The 19,839-nt window shown below is 37.6% G+C and carries 16 protein-coding genes; 1 reads left to right on the top strand and 15 read right to left on the bottom strand.

Annotation, left to right across the window (positions count from 1 at the left end; all coding sequences use genetic code 11):
* Positions 1-192 precede the first annotated feature (192 nt).
* The 12 genes from lysS to pth all read right to left on the bottom strand — a co-directional run bounded on the left by lysS (position 193) and on the right by pth (position 16,290).
* The gene (lysS, locus tag BCR23_RS12585; protein ID WP_069635836.1) at positions 193-1,689 is read right to left on the bottom strand and encodes a lysine--tRNA ligase; all 1,497 of its coding nucleotides are present in this window, start codon (positions 1,687-1,689) and stop codon (positions 193-195) included.
* Positions 1,690-1,783: 94 nt separating this feature from the next.
* Entirely contained in the window at positions 1,784-2,788 is a 1,005-nt protein-coding gene (gene dusB, locus BCR23_RS12580) for a tRNA dihydrouridine synthase DusB (RefSeq protein ID WP_069635835.1), read from the bottom strand.
* Positions 2,789-2,800: 12 nt separating this feature from the next.
* Positions 2,801-3,697, bottom strand: a complete 897-nt coding sequence (hslO, locus tag BCR23_RS12575) for an Hsp33 family molecular chaperone HslO (protein ID WP_069635834.1) — start codon at positions 3,695-3,697, stop codon at positions 2,801-2,803.
* Between the two features lie 220 nt (positions 3,698-3,917).
* Positions 3,918-6,068: an ATP-dependent zinc metalloprotease FtsH gene (gene ftsH / locus BCR23_RS12570; protein ID WP_069635833.1), complete on the bottom strand. Its 2,151-nt coding sequence runs from the start codon at positions 6,066-6,068 to the stop codon at positions 3,918-3,920.
* A gap of 103 nt (positions 6,069-6,171) precedes the next feature.
* The gene (gene hpt / locus BCR23_RS12565) at positions 6,172-6,717 is read right to left on the bottom strand and encodes a hypoxanthine phosphoribosyltransferase (protein ID WP_069635832.1); all 546 of its coding nucleotides are present in this window, start codon (positions 6,715-6,717) and stop codon (positions 6,172-6,174) included.
* 109 nt (positions 6,718-6,826) lie between these two features.
* Positions 6,827-8,209, bottom strand: a complete 1,383-nt coding sequence (gene tilS / locus BCR23_RS12560; protein WP_069635831.1) for a tRNA lysidine(34) synthetase TilS — start codon at positions 8,207-8,209, stop codon at positions 6,827-6,829.
* Positions 8,210-8,310: 101 nt separating this feature from the next.
* Positions 8,311-8,787 carry a S1 domain-containing RNA-binding protein gene (locus tag BCR23_RS12555; protein ID WP_069635830.1) on the bottom strand — a complete coding sequence of 159 codons (477 nt, stop codon included), beginning with the start codon at positions 8,785-8,787 and terminating at the stop codon, positions 8,311-8,313.
* A 43-nt stretch (positions 8,788-8,830) separates the two neighbouring features.
* Complete coding sequence (locus BCR23_RS12550; protein WP_069635829.1) at positions 8,831-9,298, bottom strand: FtsB family cell division protein; 468 nt, start codon at positions 9,296-9,298, stop codon at positions 8,831-8,833.
* Between the two features lie 599 nt (positions 9,299-9,897).
* Complete coding sequence (locus tag BCR23_RS12545) at positions 9,898-10,170, bottom strand: RNA-binding S4 domain-containing protein (RefSeq protein WP_069635828.1); 273 nt, start codon at positions 10,168-10,170, stop codon at positions 9,898-9,900.
* Positions 10,171-10,174: 4 nt separating this feature from the next.
* The gene (locus BCR23_RS12540; protein WP_069635827.1) at positions 10,175-11,758 is read right to left on the bottom strand and encodes a putative polysaccharide biosynthesis protein; all 1,584 of its coding nucleotides are present in this window, start codon (positions 11,756-11,758) and stop codon (positions 10,175-10,177) included.
* A gap of 277 nt (positions 11,759-12,035) precedes the next feature.
* Positions 12,036-15,563 (bottom strand): transcription-repair coupling factor, encoded by a 3,528-nt coding sequence (gene mfd, locus BCR23_RS12535; protein ID WP_420809730.1) that lies wholly within the window; start codon positions 15,561-15,563, stop codon positions 12,036-12,038.
* Between the two features lie 160 nt (positions 15,564-15,723).
* Positions 15,724-16,290 carry an aminoacyl-tRNA hydrolase gene (gene pth, locus BCR23_RS12530; RefSeq protein ID WP_069635825.1) on the bottom strand — a complete coding sequence of 189 codons (567 nt, stop codon included), beginning with the start codon at positions 16,288-16,290 and terminating at the stop codon, positions 15,724-15,726.
* A gap of 381 nt (positions 16,291-16,671) precedes the next feature.
* On the opposite strand from pth, the gene BCR23_RS12525 reads away from it, so the two are divergent.
* Positions 16,672-17,652, top strand: a complete 981-nt coding sequence (locus tag BCR23_RS12525; RefSeq protein WP_069635824.1) for an L-lactate dehydrogenase — start codon at positions 16,672-16,674, stop codon at positions 17,650-17,652.
* Positions 17,653-17,731: 79 nt separating this feature from the next.
* On the opposite strand, the gene BCR23_RS12520 is transcribed toward BCR23_RS12525, so the two are convergent.
* The 3 genes from BCR23_RS12520 to BCR23_RS12510 form a co-directional block, all read right to left on the bottom strand.
* Positions 17,732-18,367, bottom strand: coding sequence for a lipoprotein (locus BCR23_RS12520; protein ID WP_069635823.1), 636 nt, complete (start codon positions 18,365-18,367; stop codon positions 17,732-17,734).
* An 83-nt stretch (positions 18,368-18,450) separates the two neighbouring features.
* Positions 18,451-18,969, bottom strand: a complete 519-nt coding sequence (locus BCR23_RS12515) for a transcription repressor NadR (RefSeq protein WP_069635822.1) — start codon at positions 18,967-18,969, stop codon at positions 18,451-18,453.
* A gap of 19 nt (positions 18,970-18,988) precedes the next feature.
* A complete protein-coding gene (locus BCR23_RS12510; RefSeq protein WP_069635821.1) occupies positions 18,989-19,828 on the bottom strand; it encodes a chorismate mutase in 840 nt (279 codons plus the stop codon).
* Positions 19,829-19,839: the final 11 nt, after the last annotated feature.

The following is a 19,839-nucleotide window of genomic DNA, read 5'->3' as shown; positions in this document are numbered from 1 at the left end:
AAGTTTCTGCGCTTTGGTCAACTAAAATTTGCACTTTTTTTAAACTTTTTTTCGTTACCGATTGTTTTATTACTTTTGTTCTTTATTGTTCGTTTTTAATGCCTTCTAAAAGTTAAATACAACCCATTTCCTGAGAAATTTCAGAAAATAAAAAAGAGTAGATTATTAGTAAATAATCTACTCTTTCATTTTTTATCTCATTGTTGGAAATAATAGTACATCACGGATTGATTGAGCATCCGTAAGGAGCATAACTAAACGATCAATACCGATTCCTAATCCTCCGGTTGGTGGTAAACCATATTCTAAAGCTTCAATAAAGTCTTCGTCAACACCATGCGCTTCATCATTTCCTTGCTCACGTTCTTTTTCTTGATCTTCAAAACGCTCACGTTGATCAATTGGATCATTTAACTCAGTAAATGCGTTAGCAAATTCTTTTCCTACTATAAATAATTCAAAACGGTCAGTGAAGCGAGCATCTTCTGGATTCTTCTTCGCCAAAGGAGATACTTCTACTGGATGGCCATAGACAAATGTCGGCTGTTGTAAGGTCTCTTCAACAAATGTTTCAAAAAATTCATTTAAGATGTGACCTACTGTCATATTATTGTTGATCTCTACATTATGTTTTTTAGCTAATTCACGCGCTTCTTCTACAGTCATTTCTTGCCAGAAATCAACGCCCGTTTGCTCTTTGATTGCATCAACCATGTGCACACGTCTAAATTCAGAACCTAAGTCAACACCTTGACCCGCATATGTGATATCAGTTGTTCCTAAAACTTTTTCAGCGGCATTTCGGATGATCCCTTCTGTCAAATCCATTACATCTTGGTAATCTGTATAAGCAGTATACGCTTCTAACATTGTAAATTCTGGGTTATGAGTCGTATCAATCCCTTCATTTCGGAATACTCGACCGATTTCATAAACTTTCTCCATACCACCGACAATTAAACGTTTCAGATGCAATTCTAACGCGATTCGCAAGTATAAGTCCATATCCAACGCATTATGATGTGTGATAAATGGACGTGCAGCAGCTCCACCAGCATCATTATGTAGAACTGGAGTTTCAACTTCCACATAGCCATTGCCATCCAAATAGCGGCGAATTTCGCTAATGATTTGACTACGTTTCATGAAACGGTCAAAGCTATCTTTATTACTAATCAAATCTAAGTAACGTTGACGGTAACGCTGTTCTATATTTGTTAAACCATGATATTTATCTGGTAACGGGCGTAGCGCTTTTGTTAATAACACGATTGTTTTCGCTTTAACAGTTACTTCACCTGTGTCAGTTTTCATGATTTGTCCTGTTACACCAAAGAAGTCTCCTAAGTCGGCGTGTTTGAATAGTTCATACGCTTCGTCACCCACTTGATCTTTACGTACGTAGATTTGAACTTGGCCTTCACGGTCTTGTAAATGAGCAAAACCAGCTTTTCCTTTACCACGTTTAGTCATCATACGACCAGCAACACTTGCTGATAAGTCCATTTCGTTTAATTCTTCTTTTGAATGTTGGTCAAATTGTTCATGTAATTCTTTTGAATTATGTGTACGGTCAAAACGTTTGCCGAAAGGATCAATCCCTTCTTCACGTAAATTTTCCATTTTCTCACGACGCACAAGCATTTGATCATTTAGATCTTCTAAGTGCGCTTGTTGTTCATCTGCCACTTTATTTCCTCCATTCTGAAATCACATACCCTTATAATGCCACAGCAAAACAAAAAAAAGCAAGCCGAATTTTTGTTTCAGCCGGCTTTTTTTCTTAGTTTGTTTCGATCGCTTCTTTTTCTGCATGTTTTTCAGCTTTTTCTTCGAAGGCATCCATCAAATCCAACATCTCTTGTTGAGTCTCAGCTTGATTAATCGCTACTTTAACTTTAGCAGCACGTGGAATCCCTTTGAAATAGTAAGCAGCATGCTGACGAAATTCTCTGGTAGCAATTTTTTCACCTTTTAAATCTACTAAACGTTGCAGGTGTACTTTCGCTGTTTCGATTTTTTCGTGAGGTGCTGGTTCTGGCATTAGTTCTCCTGTTTCAAGGTAGTGTTTTGTGCGCTGGATCATCCATGGATTTCCCAAAGCAGCTCTACCGATCATTACACCATCAGCCCCAACATAATCTAACATACGTTTTGCATCCTCTGGTGTGCGTACATCACCATTACCTATGAAAGGAATCGTTAAATGTTGTTTCACTTCTTTTAAAACATCCCAGTTCGCTTGACCTTCGTACATTTGCACTCTAGTCCGTCCATGCATTGCAATAGCTGAAGCTCCTGCTTTTTCAGCTGCCATTGCATTTTCAACAGCAAATAAATGCTCTTCATCCCAACCAGTTCTCATTTTCACGGTCACAGGCAAATCCACTGCAGAAGAAACTGCATCAACCATTTCGTAGACTTTATTTGGATCTAAAAGCCATTTCGCTCCTGCTTCTGCTTTGATGACTTTATTCACTGGACACCCCATATTGATATCAATAATCGCCGCTTTGGTGTTTTCTTCTACAAATTTTGCAGCTTCAACTAAGGTCTCTTTATCTCCACCAAAAATTTGTACGCTTAATGGATATTCTCGGTCATCTATATAGAGCATGTCTAACGTTTTTTTGTTTCTTTGTTGAATTCCTTTATCGCTGATCATCTCACAGACAACTAAGCCTGCACCAAATTCTTTGACTGTTACACGAAAAGCAGCGTTGCTAATCCCTGCCATCGGTGCTACTACGACACGATTTGGAATTTCGATATTTCCTATTTTCCACATAGTGGTTCTCTCCTAATTTTCGCGAGTATTCTTGATCGCTTCATCTCTTAATTCAATCAGATCGTCTTCGCTATACTGATATTTGTTCCCACAGAATTGACAAACTGCTTCAGCCCCATGATCTTCTTCAATCATCGCATTGATCTCGTCTAACCCGACAGCTATGATGGCTGTGCCGAATTTTTCTTTAGAGCAATTACATTTGAATTGCACTGGCATTTTTTCTAAAATTTCGATTTCGTCTTTGCCAAGCAAACGTTCTAAAATTCCTTCTGGTGATTCGCCTTCATCAATTAAACGTGAAATCATCGGCACTTCCTGTAAGCGTTGTTCGATAAAATCAATTGTTTTTTCATCCGCTCCTGGCATTACTTGGATCATAAATCCGCCGGCTGCTTTAACACTTTCATCTGTATCCACTAAAACGCTCAGCCCAATTGCTGAAGGGATTTGTTCTGAAACTGCCATAAAATAAGTAAAGTCTTCACCAATCTCACCAGAAACAATCGGTGTTTGTCCTGAAAAGGTTTCTTTCAAGCCTAAATCTTTGATTACAGTAAAAATCCCTTCTGTTCCAACAGCTCCACGGACATCGATTTTACCACTTTCATTTAAAGTCAAACTGACATGAGGATTTTTTATGTATCCTTTAGTATTCCCACTGCCATCACTATCAACAACAATTCCGCCAGCCGGCCCATTCCCTTGAACCTTTACAGTTAATTTATCTTCACCTTTTAAGGTTGCGCCAAGTAGTAACGCTCCAACCATCGTTCTTCCTAATGCGGCTGTTGATGAACTCCATGTATCGTGACGTTTTTGTGCTTCTGATATTGTATTTGTTGCGCAAACTGCATATGCGCGAATTGATCCTTCATAACATAATGCTTTTACTAAGTAATCTTCCATTTTTGTTTCCCTCTTCTCACTAGGTACTTTTTCTGACTCATTATCAGATAATACTAGTGTTTGCTTATTTTTTCAACTAAATAATTCTAAAATTGTAATCACCTTATATAAATGAAACGCCTCTTTTTTCATCAACCAAACCTTGTGTATCTTCTGTTCTGTTGGCAATTACTACAATTTGCAACAAAAAGCACCCCTTTAAAAGGGATGCTCAAGTTTTTTATTTGTAACGATCGTCAAAGTTATTGCGTTCATATTCAGAATCACTTTTATGTTCATCTTCAGATTGAACGATTTGTTCTGTTTTTTCGCTGTCTGCTTTTACTTCTTCGGCTTCGTCATGTAGTTCTTTTTTTGCTTCTTCAAAGTCTTGTTTTTCTTCAGCTTGTCTTTGTGCATCTTTTTCTTCTAATGCACGTTTTGCTTCTTCAAACGTTTGAGCCTTTTCACTTGGGAATTGACTATCAATAACGTCTTGAGGCATAACACCTTCTTCAAACAATGACTTGATGCTGCGAGCATCTAATGTTTCATACTCTAACAGTTTTTCAGCAATTAGTTTGTGTTGGGCACGGTGAGATTCAATAATTTCACGTGCTTTGTCATGAGCTTCCATCAAGATACGACGTACTTCTTGATCGATCTCAAAAGCAACTTGTTCAGAATAAGCTTTTGTTTGACCGTAATCACGACCAACAAAGACTTGGTGGTTTCCTTCATATTGAACTGGACCTAATTTGTCACTCATTCCGTATTCAGTAACCATGCTACGGGCAATACCTGTTGCTTGTTCGAAGTCATTAGATGCACCTGTTGATTGTACATCGAAGATAATTTCTTCAGCTGTACGTCCACCAAGTAATCCAACGATTTGTTCAAACATATCTTCTTTAGTCATTAGGAATTGATCTTCTTTTGGTAGAGCAATCATGTATCCGCCAGCTCGTCCGCGAGGGATGATCGTTACTTTATGAACGATACGAGCACGACTTAAGACTAAACCGACAATTGTATGTCCAGCTTCGTGGTAAGCAACCATTTCGCGTTCTTTTTTATTGATAACACGGTCTTTTTTCGCAGGTCCTGCAATTACACGGTCTTCTGCTTCATCCACATCGGATGCATCAATTTTCTTTTTATTACGACGAGCTGCTACTAAAGCGGCTTCGTTCAAGACATTTTCTAAATCTGCACCAGCAAAGCCTGGTGTTTGTTGTGCAACGACTTTTAAATCAACATCGTCAGCCAACGGTTTGTTGCGGGCATGAACTTTAAGGATTGCTTCACGGCCTTTCACATCAGGACGTCCAACTAAAATTTGACGGTCAAAACGGCCTGGACGTAATAATGCAGGGTCTAACACGTCTGAACGGTTTGTTGCAGCAACGACGATAACTCCTTCGTTCCCATCAAATCCATCCATTTCAACAAGTAATTGGTTTAGGGTTTGTTCACGTTCATCGTGTCCGCCGCCCATACCAGCACCACGTTGACGACCAACCGCATCGATTTCATCGATAAAGATGATTGCTGGTGCATTTTTCTTCGCTGTCTCAAATAAATCGCGGACACGGCTTGCACCGACACCGACAAACATTTCAACGAAGTCTGAACCTGAGATAGAGTAAAATGGCACGCCAGCTTCACCTGCAACGGCTTTAGCAAGCAATGTTTTACCTGTTCCTGGAGGTCCTTCTAAAAGAACACCTGCTGGAATACGGGCACCTAATTCTACAAATCGTCTAGGATCTTTTAAGAATTCCACCACTTCGACTAATTCTTGTTTCTCTTCTTCTGCTCCTGCTACATCAGAGAAACGTACGCGGTTCGCTTTTTTGTCAGCTTCTTTGGCTTTTGATTTACCAAAATTCATAACACGGCCGCCGCCACCGCCACCGCCGCCTTGTTGTCCCATCATCATGTAGAACAAGAAGATGAACAGTACGATCGGTAAGAAACTAAATAAGATAGAAAGCCAAGCACCGCTTGATGATTGTTCTTTCACTGTAAGTTTTACGTTATTTTTTTGAGCCATATCTTGAATGCCTGACAAAGTGATATCACTTGGCAAGACTACTGTAGTAAAGGCTTTTGTAGATACTTCTGTTGATCCCCATAAAGAAAGACCGCCAGTATTTTTGATTTCTTGTTTTTCTTTGTACTGACCTGTGATCTTGTAAACGCCATTCGTTGGTTGGATCGTCAGTTCTTTCACTTTACCTTCTTCTAGTTGAGTATTGAAGGTTGAGTATTCGATATCTGGTGACTGGGGATTGTTATTTCCAAAAATGAAATAAACAACCATAACCATCGCCAAAATAAGCAATACGTAATATAGGCCGTTTTTCATGCCGCTATTCTTTTTATTCATGCCTGTCCTCCTTTGATTGCTGCGCGTAATTTAATTTTACGTTTTTTATTTTTTTATCAATTCTGACCATTACATTGTAACATAACTAATTCCAAGAGAGATATTAATTTGATTCGTAGATTTCCGGTTTTAATACGCCTACATAAGGGAGATTACGATATCTTTCCGCATAGTCTAAACCATAGCCAACAACAAATTCATTTGGCACGTTAAAACCAACGTAATCGGCAACAATATCAACCACGCGCCCTTCTGGTTTATCTAACAATGTAACGATCTTCACAGACGCTGCTTTTCTGTATTTAAATAAATCTACTAGATATGCAAGTGTACGTCCACTATCGATGATATCTTCAACAATAAGGATGTCACGTCCTTCAACATTCGTGTCCAAATCTTTAACGATCTTCACTTCACCAGACGACACAGTCGCATTTCCGTAGCTAGATACATCCATGAAATCCATTTCTAAGTAGGTATCAATAGAGCGTGTGATATCAGCCATGAAAGGAATCGCACCTTTCAAAATACCAATAACTAAAGGATTTTTATCCTTGTAGTCTTCAGTCAACTGTTTGCCTAACTCAGTTGATTTTTCAAGAATCTGTTCTTTTGTGATCAAAATTTGCTTAATGTCTTTCTCTAGCATATTGCTCTCCTTTTCTTTATTCCTCCACACTATTAACGTTTTAACGCATAGTTATTGAAAGTGTGGAGCATTAGTTAAGTGTAGTTTCCTTATTTTTAGGTTATTTTGTTTACTCGTTTATTTTATAAAGGAGTCTGTAGTGTATTTTATCAGTTTCTTTAGGAATACTCAAATATGAATTTGCGAATTTCGGCACCCAAATAATGTTACCTTCACCAGAAAGGATGATCCATGCTTGTTCTCGTATATGGTTAGGGATCTTTTGATCAATAAATAACCGGTTTAGTCTTTTCGTCAAATCTGGTGTTAAAGAGATTCTATCTCCATTTTTCCGGTGGCGAATCGTCAACGGAAGAGAGACCTGATCACTTATAATCAGTGAATATTCTTCCCAATTTTTTATTGTTTCCGGCAATTCAATTTTTTTTTCAGCTGTCTCCAGCCCTATCCATTCCTTCTCAGAAAGAAAAACTTGTTCATTTTCCTTTAGATAAAATAGTAATTCGCCTTGATCAAACTGTTCTTTTTTCAGGTAAGCCACGTCGTATTCTTTGATAACTTGCCAGCCTTGTTCTATATCCAACGATTTTTGAGGTGCTGCTTGATTAAGTAACGACAGAAATTGTTGAATATGCACTTGACTGACTGTCACACCTTTTTGTACTAGCGTCCTTTGAAACAAGGTTACCAAAAAAAAGGTCTGTATGCTTTCTTTTTCTTTTTCCAACTCAGATAATTGAATCTTCCAACCTTCTGCTATTTCTTCCACCCAGCGATCATATTTTGGATTAATAACCGATAGTATAAGCTCATTAGCTAATTCGATTTGTTCGCTAAAATTAGTAATATGCTGCAGGAATTGTTGGTTTTCTTTTTTTAGAACAGGGACCACTTGATGCCTTATCCTATTTCGCATATAAGCATCACTTTGATTTGAACTATCTTCAAAATAAACAATTTCTGATTTTCTAGCAAATTGTTCCAATTGTTCTTTTGAAAAAATCAAGAATGGACGAATCAATTCGCCTCCCCCAAATGGCTGCCTTGATCTGATACCTACTAAATTGGACAGCGCACTCCCTCTGGTCAACTTCATTAAAACAGTTTCAGCTTGATCATCGTTGTGATGGGCAGTAAAAAGTGTGGTGTAGTTTTTTTTTTCCATGATTTCAGCAAAGAAATCATAACGAAATTTACGAGCACGAGCTTCTGTATTTTTTTCCTTATCTAAGGCAGTCCATTTTTTACTGTAGTAAGGAATCCCTTGTTCTTGGCAATAGTCTTTCAAATAAGCGGCTTCTTGTACTGACTCTTTACGCAGTTGATGATCTATATGAGCTACGGCTACTTTTAATTGATCTTTTTGAGCCGCTGTCTGCATCAGATTCAACAAGACCATAGAATCAATACCGCCGGATATCGCCAATAATATTCTTTGATCCTGCTTCCAGTATTCACTTCTTCTACAATGACTGTAAAATTCTTGAAACATCTGCTCACCTCTTTGTTTCATAGTTCATAAATTCTCTCAAAAAAATAAACATACATTAAACAGAAAAGCCGAGCTTCCGCTCAGCTTCAATTATTTATTCATTAGTTACGGCGTCCGCCGCGTCCACCGCGTTTACCTTCTGTATTACGTTTCAAAGAAGATAGACGATCATCACTATCTTTTAAAAATGAGCTCATTAATGAATCAAAATCTTGTTTTGAGTTCATTGGTTGTGCTTTGGTAAATTGTTTTTTAGGTGCTGGACGTTGTCCGCGGTCTCGATTCCCTTGTTGCTCATAGTTATCCCGACGTTGAAATTCGCGTTTTGGCTCCGCTGCTGGTGCATCTTGCGCTTTACGAATCGATAAGCCTACTTTACCGTCATCACCAACTGAGGTAACTTTGACAGTTACTTCATCTCCTACGGTTAATACATCATGGATGTCTTTTACAAATCCATTTGATACTTCACTAATGTGAACCAACCCTGTTTTTCCTTCACCTAAATCGATGAAGGCACCAAAATTAGTGATACCTGACACTTTTCCTGGCAACTTCGCTCCTACTTCAATTGACATAAAAAAAATGTTCCTCCTATTATTTACCCTATTATATCTGCAGTTATTCGCCTGATTGTTTCTCAGTCGAATGAGACTGTGATTGACTTACTTCTGATGATTGCTTTTGCTCATTACTGGAGCTAGTCGTTCCGCCTAACTCTGGAATGTTGTAGATTTGTTCCCCTTCTTTCGAGACGTAAAAATGGCTACGGGCTAATTTTGCCACATAATCATCATCTCTCAACAGAGCAACGTCTTGTTCCAAACGCTTTAGCTTTTTATCTGCCTCGGCTGATTCAGCCACAGCATCCGCTTCTTGTGCTTTAAAGACATTCAATTGTTGGTAGTCTTTTACCAATTGGATACCAGAAACAATAAAAATCACAAACGCCATGAGAAAAACAACCGCTAGACGCCGGCGTCTGAAAATTAACTGTTTTTGCTGTTTTTGAAATTCAGCATACTGTTCTTTAGTATACTCATTATCTAATGCAGCAACTTTCTCCATGTCTTTTTTCTTTTTTCCCATGTCTTACGCTCCACTCGTTTTTGGTTTGTCTGTCTTATTATACCAACATCTAAGAAGCTTGTCTAATCTAAATTATCACTATTTTTCTAAAGTCTAAAAAACGATTATCGTTCTATTCAAATGGGAACATACTCATTCTCTTATATCGACCGCTGATTTACCTAACACAATCACTTCAGATGCTGAACGCAACCAACGATATTTCAAGTTGATAGTCATAGACGGGTAGTGGCCTAAGATTTCTTCCTCATCCTTATCAAGATGTAAAATAACGGAAAAATAATTTTTCTAGGTTGGTGGTTTACGTTGCATCCGAAGATTGTAAATCCGCAATAGCCACCAGACGAAATAACTTGCAACCTTCTGTACCTTAATAATGCCATTAACTCTTATCCGTCACCTTTTTAAATACACCCAACACTCTTTCATGACTGTATATAAAAAATAAGAGTTTGGAAAAATTGTAACGCCTCGTTAAACATTAGGTTTTGAACCTAATCATTGAGGGTATACAAACATTCCAGACTCTTATTGATTATTTCTTAAACATGCTTTTCTTCATTTTATTCCAGATCCAGACAAAATAATTTCAAATTCACTTATACATCATCACTATTTTCGACTCTTTTTTCTGAAATAATTTGATACATCTTTTCTGCATCTTCTTTTTTCGTTGAATCACGAAGTTCAAGCACTTCGATTTCTAATATTTTGTTTCCAAATTGAATCTTAACTTGATCACCAATTTTTACATTGCTTGATGATTTTGCTAAGACGCCGTTAATTTGAATCCGACCTTTATCGGCAACTTCTTTGGCTACAGGCCTTCTTTTAATAATACGAGAAACTTTTAAAAATTTGTCTAAACGCATAAGCCTACCTCTTCATTCTTAATATTTTCGCTCCAAACGGTAATGTTAGCCACTCCCGTATTGTAAATAATTTTATTTTAATAATGATAAAAATAAATGTTGTTCCACCAATTAAAACGCCCAACAACGTAACAATTAATGCTTGACCTCGATGACTGACCGCTCCAAATAACAGCCCAATGACACCTTGGTAACAGAGTAACACAATTCCCATCAATCCTAAACTGATAGTTAATTTTTTCAAGAAATGATTTTCTACGACAAACCGATTGATTTCTTTTTTTGAGGAGAGCATCAAGAAAATTAATGTAGCAATCAACCCTGCAATCGTCGAAACACTCGCACCAATCGTTCCTAATCTATACGTTAAAAAACTCGTTAAGAAAAGTTTGATGACTAAACCTATCCCTGCGGCAAACACAGATGTAGCAAATCGATTACGGCTTTGTAAAATACTTTGATATGCTTGAATAACTGCCATAAACGCTATCGAGCAAACATAAATCCCCAAAACACCATTGCCTTTATAATCTTTAAATAAAGTAAAATTCATATAAGGAAGCAATAAAACTAAGCCCACTGAAGCAGCCGAAGCAATCGTTGTGGTCAAACGTAAAAATATTTTAGCGGCTTGCAAAAAACGCCCTTGTTCTTGACTGATAAAATACTTTGTCAGAGCTGGTAAAAAGCTTGAACTTAATGCCAATGCAACAACTAGGCCTAACTGAACCAAAGGCTGACCTCGATCATAAATACCTTTGTCGATTTTAGCAGCAGAATCACTAATTCCTGAAGCAACTAATGAATTCTTCACAAAAAAAGAATCAATCAATTGAAAGAAAATCAAAAACGCACTATATAAAGAAACAATCCCGCCTTCTACTACTAAACGTCCAAATAATCCGCCTGAACCTTTCTCAACTTTCCATTCAGTAAGATACGCTGAACTGCCTACACGAATTTTTTGATCATAATACCATAAAATGCATGCAGCGACTACGCCTCCTAATAAGGCGCCACCCATCGCAATTGTTCCGGTCTGATAAACAGACCAACCAGCTCGGCTAAAAGAATACGCAGCAAGCAAAATCACACCCACTCGAATAAGTTGTTCCATCACTTGAGAAACAGCACTTGGAACCATCATTAAGTGCCCTTGAAAATTCCCACGATAAAAAGACAATATTGGAACTAACAAAAAAGTAAAAGACACGACTTGAATCAACGATGCTAACCGAACATCTCCCATCATAAAGGCAATTTCGTGACTACCTAAAAAGAAAAATGCCCAACATAAACCTGCAATTACAAATACAAAAGGAAACAATTGCTGTAAAACCTTTTTCTGTGCACTAATCTCTTGTTGTTCTGCTACCACTTTAGAAATAAACTGCGGTAATCCTGACAATGCCAATGTCATAGCAATTCCATAAATTGGATAAACTTGCTGATATACATAGAACCCTTCATCACCCACTAAGTTTTGAAAAGGCACACGATAAACTGCACTCAATACTTTAGCAATAAATGACGCAACAGTTAAAACAGCCGCCCCTTGCATCATCGTCCGCATCTCTTTATGCGCCATGTTGACCTCCAATCTTAAAAGCTGAATGGGCTCATTAGCTCTGACTGAAAAATAGAAAAAATTGACTGAGTCGTTTTTTCGGCTCATTCTATTTTTATCTTTTTTCCGAAGAGCTAGCCCAAGAAGCTAGACACCTTAAAAGCTGAATGGGCTCATTAGCTCTGACTGAAAAATAGAAAAAATTGACTGAGTCGTTTTTCGGCTCATTCTATTGTTATCTTTTTTCCGAAGGGCTAGCCCATGAAGCTAGACACCTTAAAAGCTGAATGGGCTCATTCTATTCTTCATCAATCGCAACTGTCTTGTATTTTTCCTGTCTTAAAGCTGTAGTAAACAATGCGACTTCTTGCAGCCAAGCTGCCTCTTTCATATCTTTAGGTACTTTTAAGCGAACCGACATTTTTTCATTATCTACAGCAAGGTCTGCTTTTAGTTGCGTTTGAGATAAGGCTTCAAAAATTTGTTCTACATTGTATGTCTTGGTGCCAATCTTGCTTAAAGTAAATGTGATTTCTTGATGTCTCTTACGAATCAGTTCGATTAAAGCACGATCTCCGTCCATTTTAATTTGTCCAGTAGTCAATAAATGAGCAACCTCATCTGGATATTCTCCGAAACGATCGAGAAGATCGGCTTCTAATTCATCATACATATCCATATTTTCTAATTGACGAATTCGTTTATAAATTTCAATTTTCTGGCGTTCATCAGCAATATAACTCGTTGGTAAATAAGCATCAATGCCCAAATCAATCTCAACAGAGGTTTTCTGATCTTGAATGTTTTTCCCTTGCTTGCGAGCTACTGCTTCTGACAGCATTTGTGAGTACATATCAAAACCAACTGAATCGATAAATCCATGTTGTTGCGCACCCAATAAATTACCTGCTCCACGAATTGATAAATCCCGCATCGCAATCTTAAATCCAGAACCTAGCTCAGTGAAATCTTTGATTGCCTCTAAACGTTTTTCGCTGACTTCATTTAAAATCTTTTGTTGTTCGTACATAAAATAAGCATAGGCTACACGATTACTCCGACCAACTCTTCCTCGTAATTGATATAAGGTAGATAAGCCCATATAATCAGCATTTTCAACAAATAACGTATTGGCATTAGGAATATCAACACCTGTTTCAATAATTGTTGTCGTGACTAAAACATCATACTGTCGCTCAATAAAATCAAACAGCGTGTTTTCCAATTGAACTTCAGTCATTTGGCCATGTGCATACGCAATTCTAGCGTCTGGAACCAAGGCTTGGATTTCTTCCACCTTTTGCTCAATCGTATCCACACGATTATAAAGATAAAAGACTTGTCCATCACGAGCCATTTCTCTTTCGATGGCTTCTCTAACGGCTCCGGGATTATTTTCCATAACGTACGTTTGGATAGGATAACGATTTTCCGGTGGTGTTTCAATAACAGAAAGATCACGTACCCCAAGCATAGACATGTGTAGTGTTCTAGGTATTGGTGTTGCCGTTAATGTTAAAACATCTACCTGTGCACGAAGTTGCTTCAAGCGTTCTTTGTGTTTCACCCCAAAACGTTGCTCTTCATCGATTACTAACAAACCAAGATCACTAAAATTCACATCTTGTGATAACAAGCGATGAGTACCTACTACAATATCCACTTGACCATGTTTAATTTTTTCAATGGTTTCATTTTGCTGTTTTTTTGTTCTAAAGCGGCTCAATAAGCCAACTTCCACCGGAAACCCTTCAAAACGATCCAGCATAGTTTCATAATGTTGTTGCGCCAAAATCGTTGTAGGAACTAAAAATGCAACTTGTTTGTTGTTGTTAAGTGCTTTAAACGCTGCACGTAAGGCAACTTCTGTTTTACCGTAGCCCACATCTCCCACAAGTAAACGATCCATTGGTCGAGTTTTTTCCATATCATGTTTGATTTCAGCTGTACTGCGTAGCTGATCGTCTGTTTCACTGTAAGGAAAAGCATCTTCGAATTCTTTTTGGTAAGCATCATCTGGCGGAAAAGCGTAGCCTTTCTCAGATTCTCTTGAAGCATAGAGCTGAATCAAATCATCAGCGATATCTTCAATTTTAGATGACACTTTGCGCTTAGTTTTGCTCCATTCGCTGCCGCCTAGTTTATTAACTTTCGGTGACTTCGCTTCTGAAGCAACGAATTTTTGAATCAAGTTTAGCTGAGTTACAGGGATGAATAGCTTATCATCATTTTGATACAAAATAGTGATGTAATCTTGATGAACACCATCAACTTCCAATGTCTGCATGCCAATATATTTACCAATCCCGTGATTAGCATGCACGACGTAGTCACCTGTTTTTAAATCACTATAACTTTTCAAACGTTCTGCATTTGAAACGGTTTGACGTCTCGCTCTTTTTTTCGTTGTTGTATGGAAAATTTCCTTTTCCGTGATTGCAACGATTTTTTCAACAGGCAATTCAAATCCTGACTGAAGTGAGCCTTCAACGATTTGAATTTTCCCTTCTATCAACTTATCAGGAGAGGCCGTCACACTTGAGATATCAAAATCGCGAAACAACTCTTCGACTTTTTGACTGCGTTCTTTCGTTGGAACGAAAACAACAACCGTCTGATCTTGTTTTTGCCAGCGATCCATTTCCGTTTTCAATAGAGGCATTTGGCCAAAAAATTGCTGCATAGAACGATATTGAAAATTATGCACGGCTTGAAAACGTAAATTGCCCATTCCTTTTTGGAATAATGAAAAGAAGGTCGTTCCAAAAGTCATTTTTCGCACTTGCTCATGAAACTCCAAGCCAAATGTCTGTTCAGGAAAAACACGCATTTCTTCTAATTTAAGTACTTGCCATTCGTTTTCTTCACGTAAAATTTCACGCTCCGCTTCTAAAATCCGAGCATAGTCATCCACGAAAACAAAGCTGTCTTCAGGCAGATAGTTGAGCAACGTCGTTTTTGTTTCATATAAAAAATCAGTATAATAATGAGCCGTATCTGTAGGTATCCCTTGACTCCATGAAGTTGCCAACTGACCAAAGTAATCTTGTAAAAACTCTTTTTCAGCCCCATCTTTAGCGATGGCCACTCTTTTTTCTAAAGCATTGTTTAATTGTTTTTCGCCATAAAGTAAATCTTCTTTTGAAAACACGAGATCTGTCATAGGTGAAAGCGTCACAGATTCAATGTTACCAACTGAACGTTGGGTGTCAGCTTCAAAATAACGCAGAGAATCGATTTCAATATCAAACAATTCCGCTCTAACGGGATATTCAGAATTCAGCGGATACACATCCACTATGCTTCCACGTATACTAAAATCTCCTGGCTTACCAACTAAAGATTGACGTTCATACCCCATCAATACGAGTTGCTGTGCTAGGGAATCTAATTCAATTTCTCCACCAATTGACCAATGTAGTTGGGCTTTTTCCCATGTTTGTTTACTTGGCAAATATTTTCTTAATCCAGCAACAGGAACAACCACGATTCCAGCTTGATCGGTTAAAAGAAAATTAAGAGTAGCTACTCTTTCCGCTCTAGCTTCTGGTGAAGAAAATGCCATCTCCGCAGATAGTACTTCATCAACGGGAAATAAGTACACTTCTTCATCAGATAAAACATTACGAAAATCTTCTACTAGTTGATTCCCATAATAAAGATTAGGAACTGCAACAATGATTTTTTTATTTTTTTGTTTAAATCCACTGGTCATAACCAATGTTTTGGCAGAGCCTGCTAAACCCGTAATCAACTGGCGACTATTCTCTGTTAGCTGTTTGCGCCAATCTTGGGCTAGTTCACTTGCACCAATTCGTTCAATGATGTTCACGTTAGACTCCTCCTAAAAGTTAAAAGCATAGCGGGCTCTTTTAGCCTCGAATGACAAATAGTGGAAATCGAGCGAGGTACTTTTTGCCTCATTCAATTTCCATCTTTTTTCCGAGAGACTAGTCCACAAAGCTAGACAATAATTTCCCTCTTGTTTATTTTCCATTATATTGATTCATCGTATCAACAAATGTATGTCCTTCACAGGTATAAACCGCTGCATCTGCCGCATTTTTCACCGCAATCAACATCTCTTCGTGGCTTTCTTTTGGAAATCCGCTTAGCACATGATGAACCACTGTATTACTGCCAATAGGGCGACCAATGCCGATTTTTATTCTCGGGAACACATTCGTTCCTAGATGAGAAATCAAGCTCTTGATTCCATTATGTCCACCAGCTCCACCTTTTTCACGTAATCGGATTTTGCCAACGTCTAGATCTAAGTCATCATAAATGACAATCAGCTCTTCATCTTCCACACCATAATAAGTCATTAATGGTCCAACTGAACGACCAGACTCATTCATAAACGTGAGTGGCTTAACCAACATGATCTTTTCTGTTCCTATAAAAAACTCTGCGATATCCGCTTCAAATTGACTTTTGTTAAACGTCGCATTGTAACGGTGTGCAATTTCATCTACTGTAATGAAACCAATATTGTGTTTTGTCTCTTGATACTTGCTTCCTGGGTTACCTAACCCGACGATCATTTTCATTTCTTTTATAGTCTCCTTATATTAAGAGGTTGGAACAGGCGCTTATTTTCAAAGAAATTGCTTTTCTGCTACCCTTTATTCATTCTCCAACACAAAATGCCCGAGCAGGAAAATCCTCTGCCCAGTTTTTTACAATTATACCATAAAACAATCAATTGCCGAATCTTTTAATTTGTTAAAAAAACCGTAAACCTGATTTATTCTTTTCAAAAGCAAAAATAATAGTTAAAAACACAAATAGTGAAATACCGCACATGAAAGAGTTTTCTTATAAAACAGCATTAAAAACTGTATCAATATAATAATCAAAAAACGTGACAAAGATCACAAACGGTGGTATTATCATTGTGATAAAACAATTATCTGAAAGGAATGGTACACATGACTTCAGCAGTAGGAAATAAAGATCATCAAAAAGTAATTTTAGTTGGAGATGGCGCTGTCGGATCTAGTTACGCTTTTGCCTTAGTCACTCAAAACATTGCACAAGAAGTTGGGATTATTGATATAGATATAAAAAAAACTGAAGGAGATGCCGCTGATTTATCTCATGCATTGGCTTTCACTTCTCCTAAAAAGATTTATGCAGCCACTTATGAAGACTGTCATGATGCTGATCTTGTGGTATTGACTGCAGGTGCTGCACAAAAACCTGGTGAAACAAGAATTGATTTGGTTCATAAAAACTTGAAAATCAACAAACAAATCGTTACCGCCATCGTTGATTCCGGTTTTAACGGCATTTTCTTAGTTGCTGCCAATCCAGTTGATATTTTAACTTATTCTACATGGAAGTTCTCGGGATTTCCAAAAGAACGCGTTATCGGTTCGGGAACATCACTTGATTCAGCACGTTTCCGTCAAGCAATTGCTGAATTAGTCAATGTTGATGCTCGTAACGTCCATGCATATATTTTAGGTGAACACGGCGATACTGAATTTCCAGTTTGGTCTCATGCTAATGTTGCTGGATTACAAATTTATGAATGGGTTAAAAATAACCCTGATGTAGATGAAGAAGCCATGGTCAATCTATTCTTTAACGTGAGAGATGCCGCTTATTCAATCATTGAGAAAAAAGGCGCAACATTCTACGGAATTGCAGCTGCCTTGGCTCGAATTACTAAAGCAATCTTAGACGATGAAGATTCTGTATTTCCACTTTCTGTTTATTTAGATGGAGAATACGGACAAGATGACATTTACATCGGTGCACCTGCTGTAATCAATCGTCAAGGGGTCAAACAAGTTATTGAAATCCCATTGACAGATTCTGAAATGGATCGAATGAATGCTTCTGCTAATGCTTTGAAAGAAGTTATCAAATCAGCATTCGAGAAATTTGAAGCGGAAAACAATTAAAAAAACTCTATCAGAAGTCATAATGACTTCTGATAGAGTTTTTTTCGTTGATTAAGTTAAGCTAACCGAACAATGTTAATTACCTTGGCAAATACTCCAACATCACATCCGTATCCTCTGGAGCTACATTTCCAGCATAATTTGGTGTTATTAGAGATACTCCACCATTTTTATTCATAAACGTATAAAGGTTGCCAGAAATTATACGATCTTGATCACTGTACACTCGTTCTCCTAGCACCAATTCTGTATTTACATTTACAGTACGTATATTTTTGTTTTCTGCTGAAAAAATACGTATTGTTTTTGTGGGAACCTGCTGATAAGAAGCCCTGTAACTCGTTACATGCTCTTGTTCTGGTGTATTAAATTTAAAGGATACCACACCCTGTGATGCATTTTCAAAAGAAAATTCAATGGTATTTGGAACATTCATCCCCTTTTTACCAAACACGCTATTCGCTTTAAATGTATCTAACGAGACTTCATATGGATATGTTTTAATCACATCTTCAGTTGTTGTTTCTTGAGTCAATTGTTTTTCAGATGATTTACTTGACACTTGTTTTGTTGAATCACCTTCGCTTGCTTTCGAAGTAGAATTCTTTGAACTGTTACTTGTGGAACTTTCCAAACTTTTATTTGGTTCATTTGAATTTGAACAACCTGATAGTAAAAGAATTGCTCCCAACACAAAAAATAACTTTTTTTTCATAATTTTTATTCCCTCCCCTAAATTCGTTTATTAAAAAAAAAGACACAAACACCCCTAGCAGTTTTGTCTATGTCTATCTATTTTTACCCTTTATACAAAATGTCTTTTTCAGTCAGCTCTTCTTTGATACTCTGGAACGTTCCTTCATTTTTACAACGAATCGTATGCAAATGAATACCTTCTGTCAGCTCAGATAATAATGAAGCATTACTTTTTTCATACCCTTTAATAAAAGCTTTTACTTCTTTTTCTGTACTAATATGCAGACCACCTGTTAGTTCACCGTAAATCGGATGTTCCACTACAACATCAATGATTTCTCCACCTAATGAGACGATCGTCAATAACTCATCTTCGGTTTGTTCCGGTGAATGCTGACAAGCGATCTTTCTGATAATCCCTTGTTTATCTTTTTCAGTTTCAAGCAAATAACCTCTAGCTGTTGCAATAATTTCATAGCCAGATGCTCTTAAAAGAGCCACATCGCCCACCACGATTTGACGGCTGACCTTGAATTCTTTTGCAAAACGACTGGCACTCACTGGCTTTTCTGCTGATTCCAATTCAAGTAAAATCGCTTCTCGTCTTTTTATGCCATCCATTTAAATTCCTCCTGCCTGTTTAGTCCATTTGCTTTTGTTGAAATTGTTTTGAAGCATCCATGATACCTTGATACGTCTCTTTGATCACTTCTTCATATTTATCGTTTTTTATATAACCAGCAATTTTTCCTAGTACTTCTTTTTCTCTTGTTACATCTAAGATCGGTTGATCTGATGTTTTTTTAATTGAAGCAATGGCTTCCACAACGTCCATGCGCTCTTCTAACAATGCAACGATTTGTTTATCTAACGCATTGATTTTATCTCGCTGAATCGTTAGCGGTGAACGTTTTTCATCCACTTCAATTTCTTTGATGATTTTCGCTGGATTTCCGCCAATTACACAATTATCTGGAAATGATTTTGTCACTACAGCTCCTGCTGCTACGACAACATTATCACCTAAAGTTACACCTGGAGTAATCACAACTCCCCCGCCTAACCAAACATTATTGCCTAATGTAATCGGTTTTCCGTATTCTAGTCCGCTATTTCTTTTAACAGGGTGTAATGGATGGGTTGCTGTATATAATTGCGCATTCGGACCAAACATACAGTTATCGCCAATCGTAATTGGGCAAATGTCTAAAAAGATGCTGTTAAAATTGGCATAGAAATTTTTCCCAACATGAATATTAAAGCCGTAATCAAAACTAATAGACGGTTCAATATGACTACCCGTTCCAGTTGTACCAAACGTCTCTTCAACTAGCTGCCGACGAATCAACTGATCTTCTTCTCTATTGATTAGTTTCATTTGTTCTCTAGCAAATTTCCGTGCCGTTGTTAATTCTGGATCAGCTGCAAAATAAAGTTCCCCATCGATCATTTTTTGTCGTTCTGATTTTATTTCTTCCATAGTAACGCTCC

Source organism: Enterococcus quebecensis, from assembly GCF_001730365.1.
Lineage (GTDB): Bacteria > Bacillota > Bacilli > Lactobacillales > Enterococcaceae > Enterococcus_L > Enterococcus_L quebecensis.
This window is presented reverse-complemented; position numbering and strand designations above follow the sequence as displayed.

Bases quoted from the DNA above. Each gene is read 5' to 3' on its own strand.
- tilS (WP_069635831.1), bottom strand. From the start codon at position 8,209: ATGTTTCAAGAATTTTACAGTCATTGTAGAAGAAGTGAATACTGGAAG.
- pth (WP_069635825.1), bottom strand. From the start codon at position 16,290: ATGAAAATGATCGTCGGGTTAGGTAACCCAGGAAGCAAGTATCAAGAG.
- hpt (WP_069635832.1), bottom strand. From the start codon at position 6,717: ATGCTAGAGAAAGACATTAAGCAAATTTTGATCACAAAAGAACAGATT.
- BCR23_RS12525 (WP_069635824.1), top strand. From the start codon at position 16,672: ATGACTTCAGCAGTAGGAAATAAAGATCATCAAAAAGTAATTTTAGTT.
- BCR23_RS12555 (WP_069635830.1), bottom strand. From the start codon at position 8,787: ATGTCAATTGAAGTAGGAGCGAAGTTGCCAGGAAAAGTGTCAGGTATC.
- BCR23_RS12545 (WP_069635828.1), bottom strand. From the start codon at position 10,170: ATGCGTTTAGACAAATTTTTAAAAGTTTCTCGTATTATTAAAAGAAGG.
- hslO (WP_069635834.1), bottom strand. From the start codon at position 3,697: ATGGAAGATTACTTAGTAAAAGCATTATGTTATGAAGGATCAATTCGC.
- ftsH (WP_069635833.1), bottom strand. From the start codon at position 6,068: ATGAATAAAAAGAATAGCGGCATGAAAAACGGCCTATATTACGTATTG.
- BCR23_RS12550 (WP_069635829.1), bottom strand. From the start codon at position 9,298: ATGGGAAAAAAGAAAAAAGACATGGAGAAAGTTGCTGCATTAGATAAT.
- BCR23_RS12510 (WP_069635821.1), bottom strand. From the start codon at position 19,828: ATGGAAGAAATAAAATCAGAACGACAAAAAATGATCGATGGGGAACTT.
- BCR23_RS12540 (WP_069635827.1), bottom strand. From the start codon at position 11,758: ATGGCGCATAAAGAGATGCGGACGATGATGCAAGGGGCGGCTGTTTTA.
- BCR23_RS12520 (WP_069635823.1), bottom strand. From the start codon at position 18,367: ATGAAAAAAAAGTTATTTTTTGTGTTGGGAGCAATTCTTTTACTATCA.
- dusB (WP_069635835.1), bottom strand. From the start codon at position 2,788: ATGTGGAAAATAGGAAATATCGAAATTCCAAATCGTGTCGTAGTAGCA.
- BCR23_RS12515 (WP_069635822.1), bottom strand. From the start codon at position 18,969: ATGGATGGCATAAAAAGACGAGAAGCGATTTTACTTGAATTGGAATCA.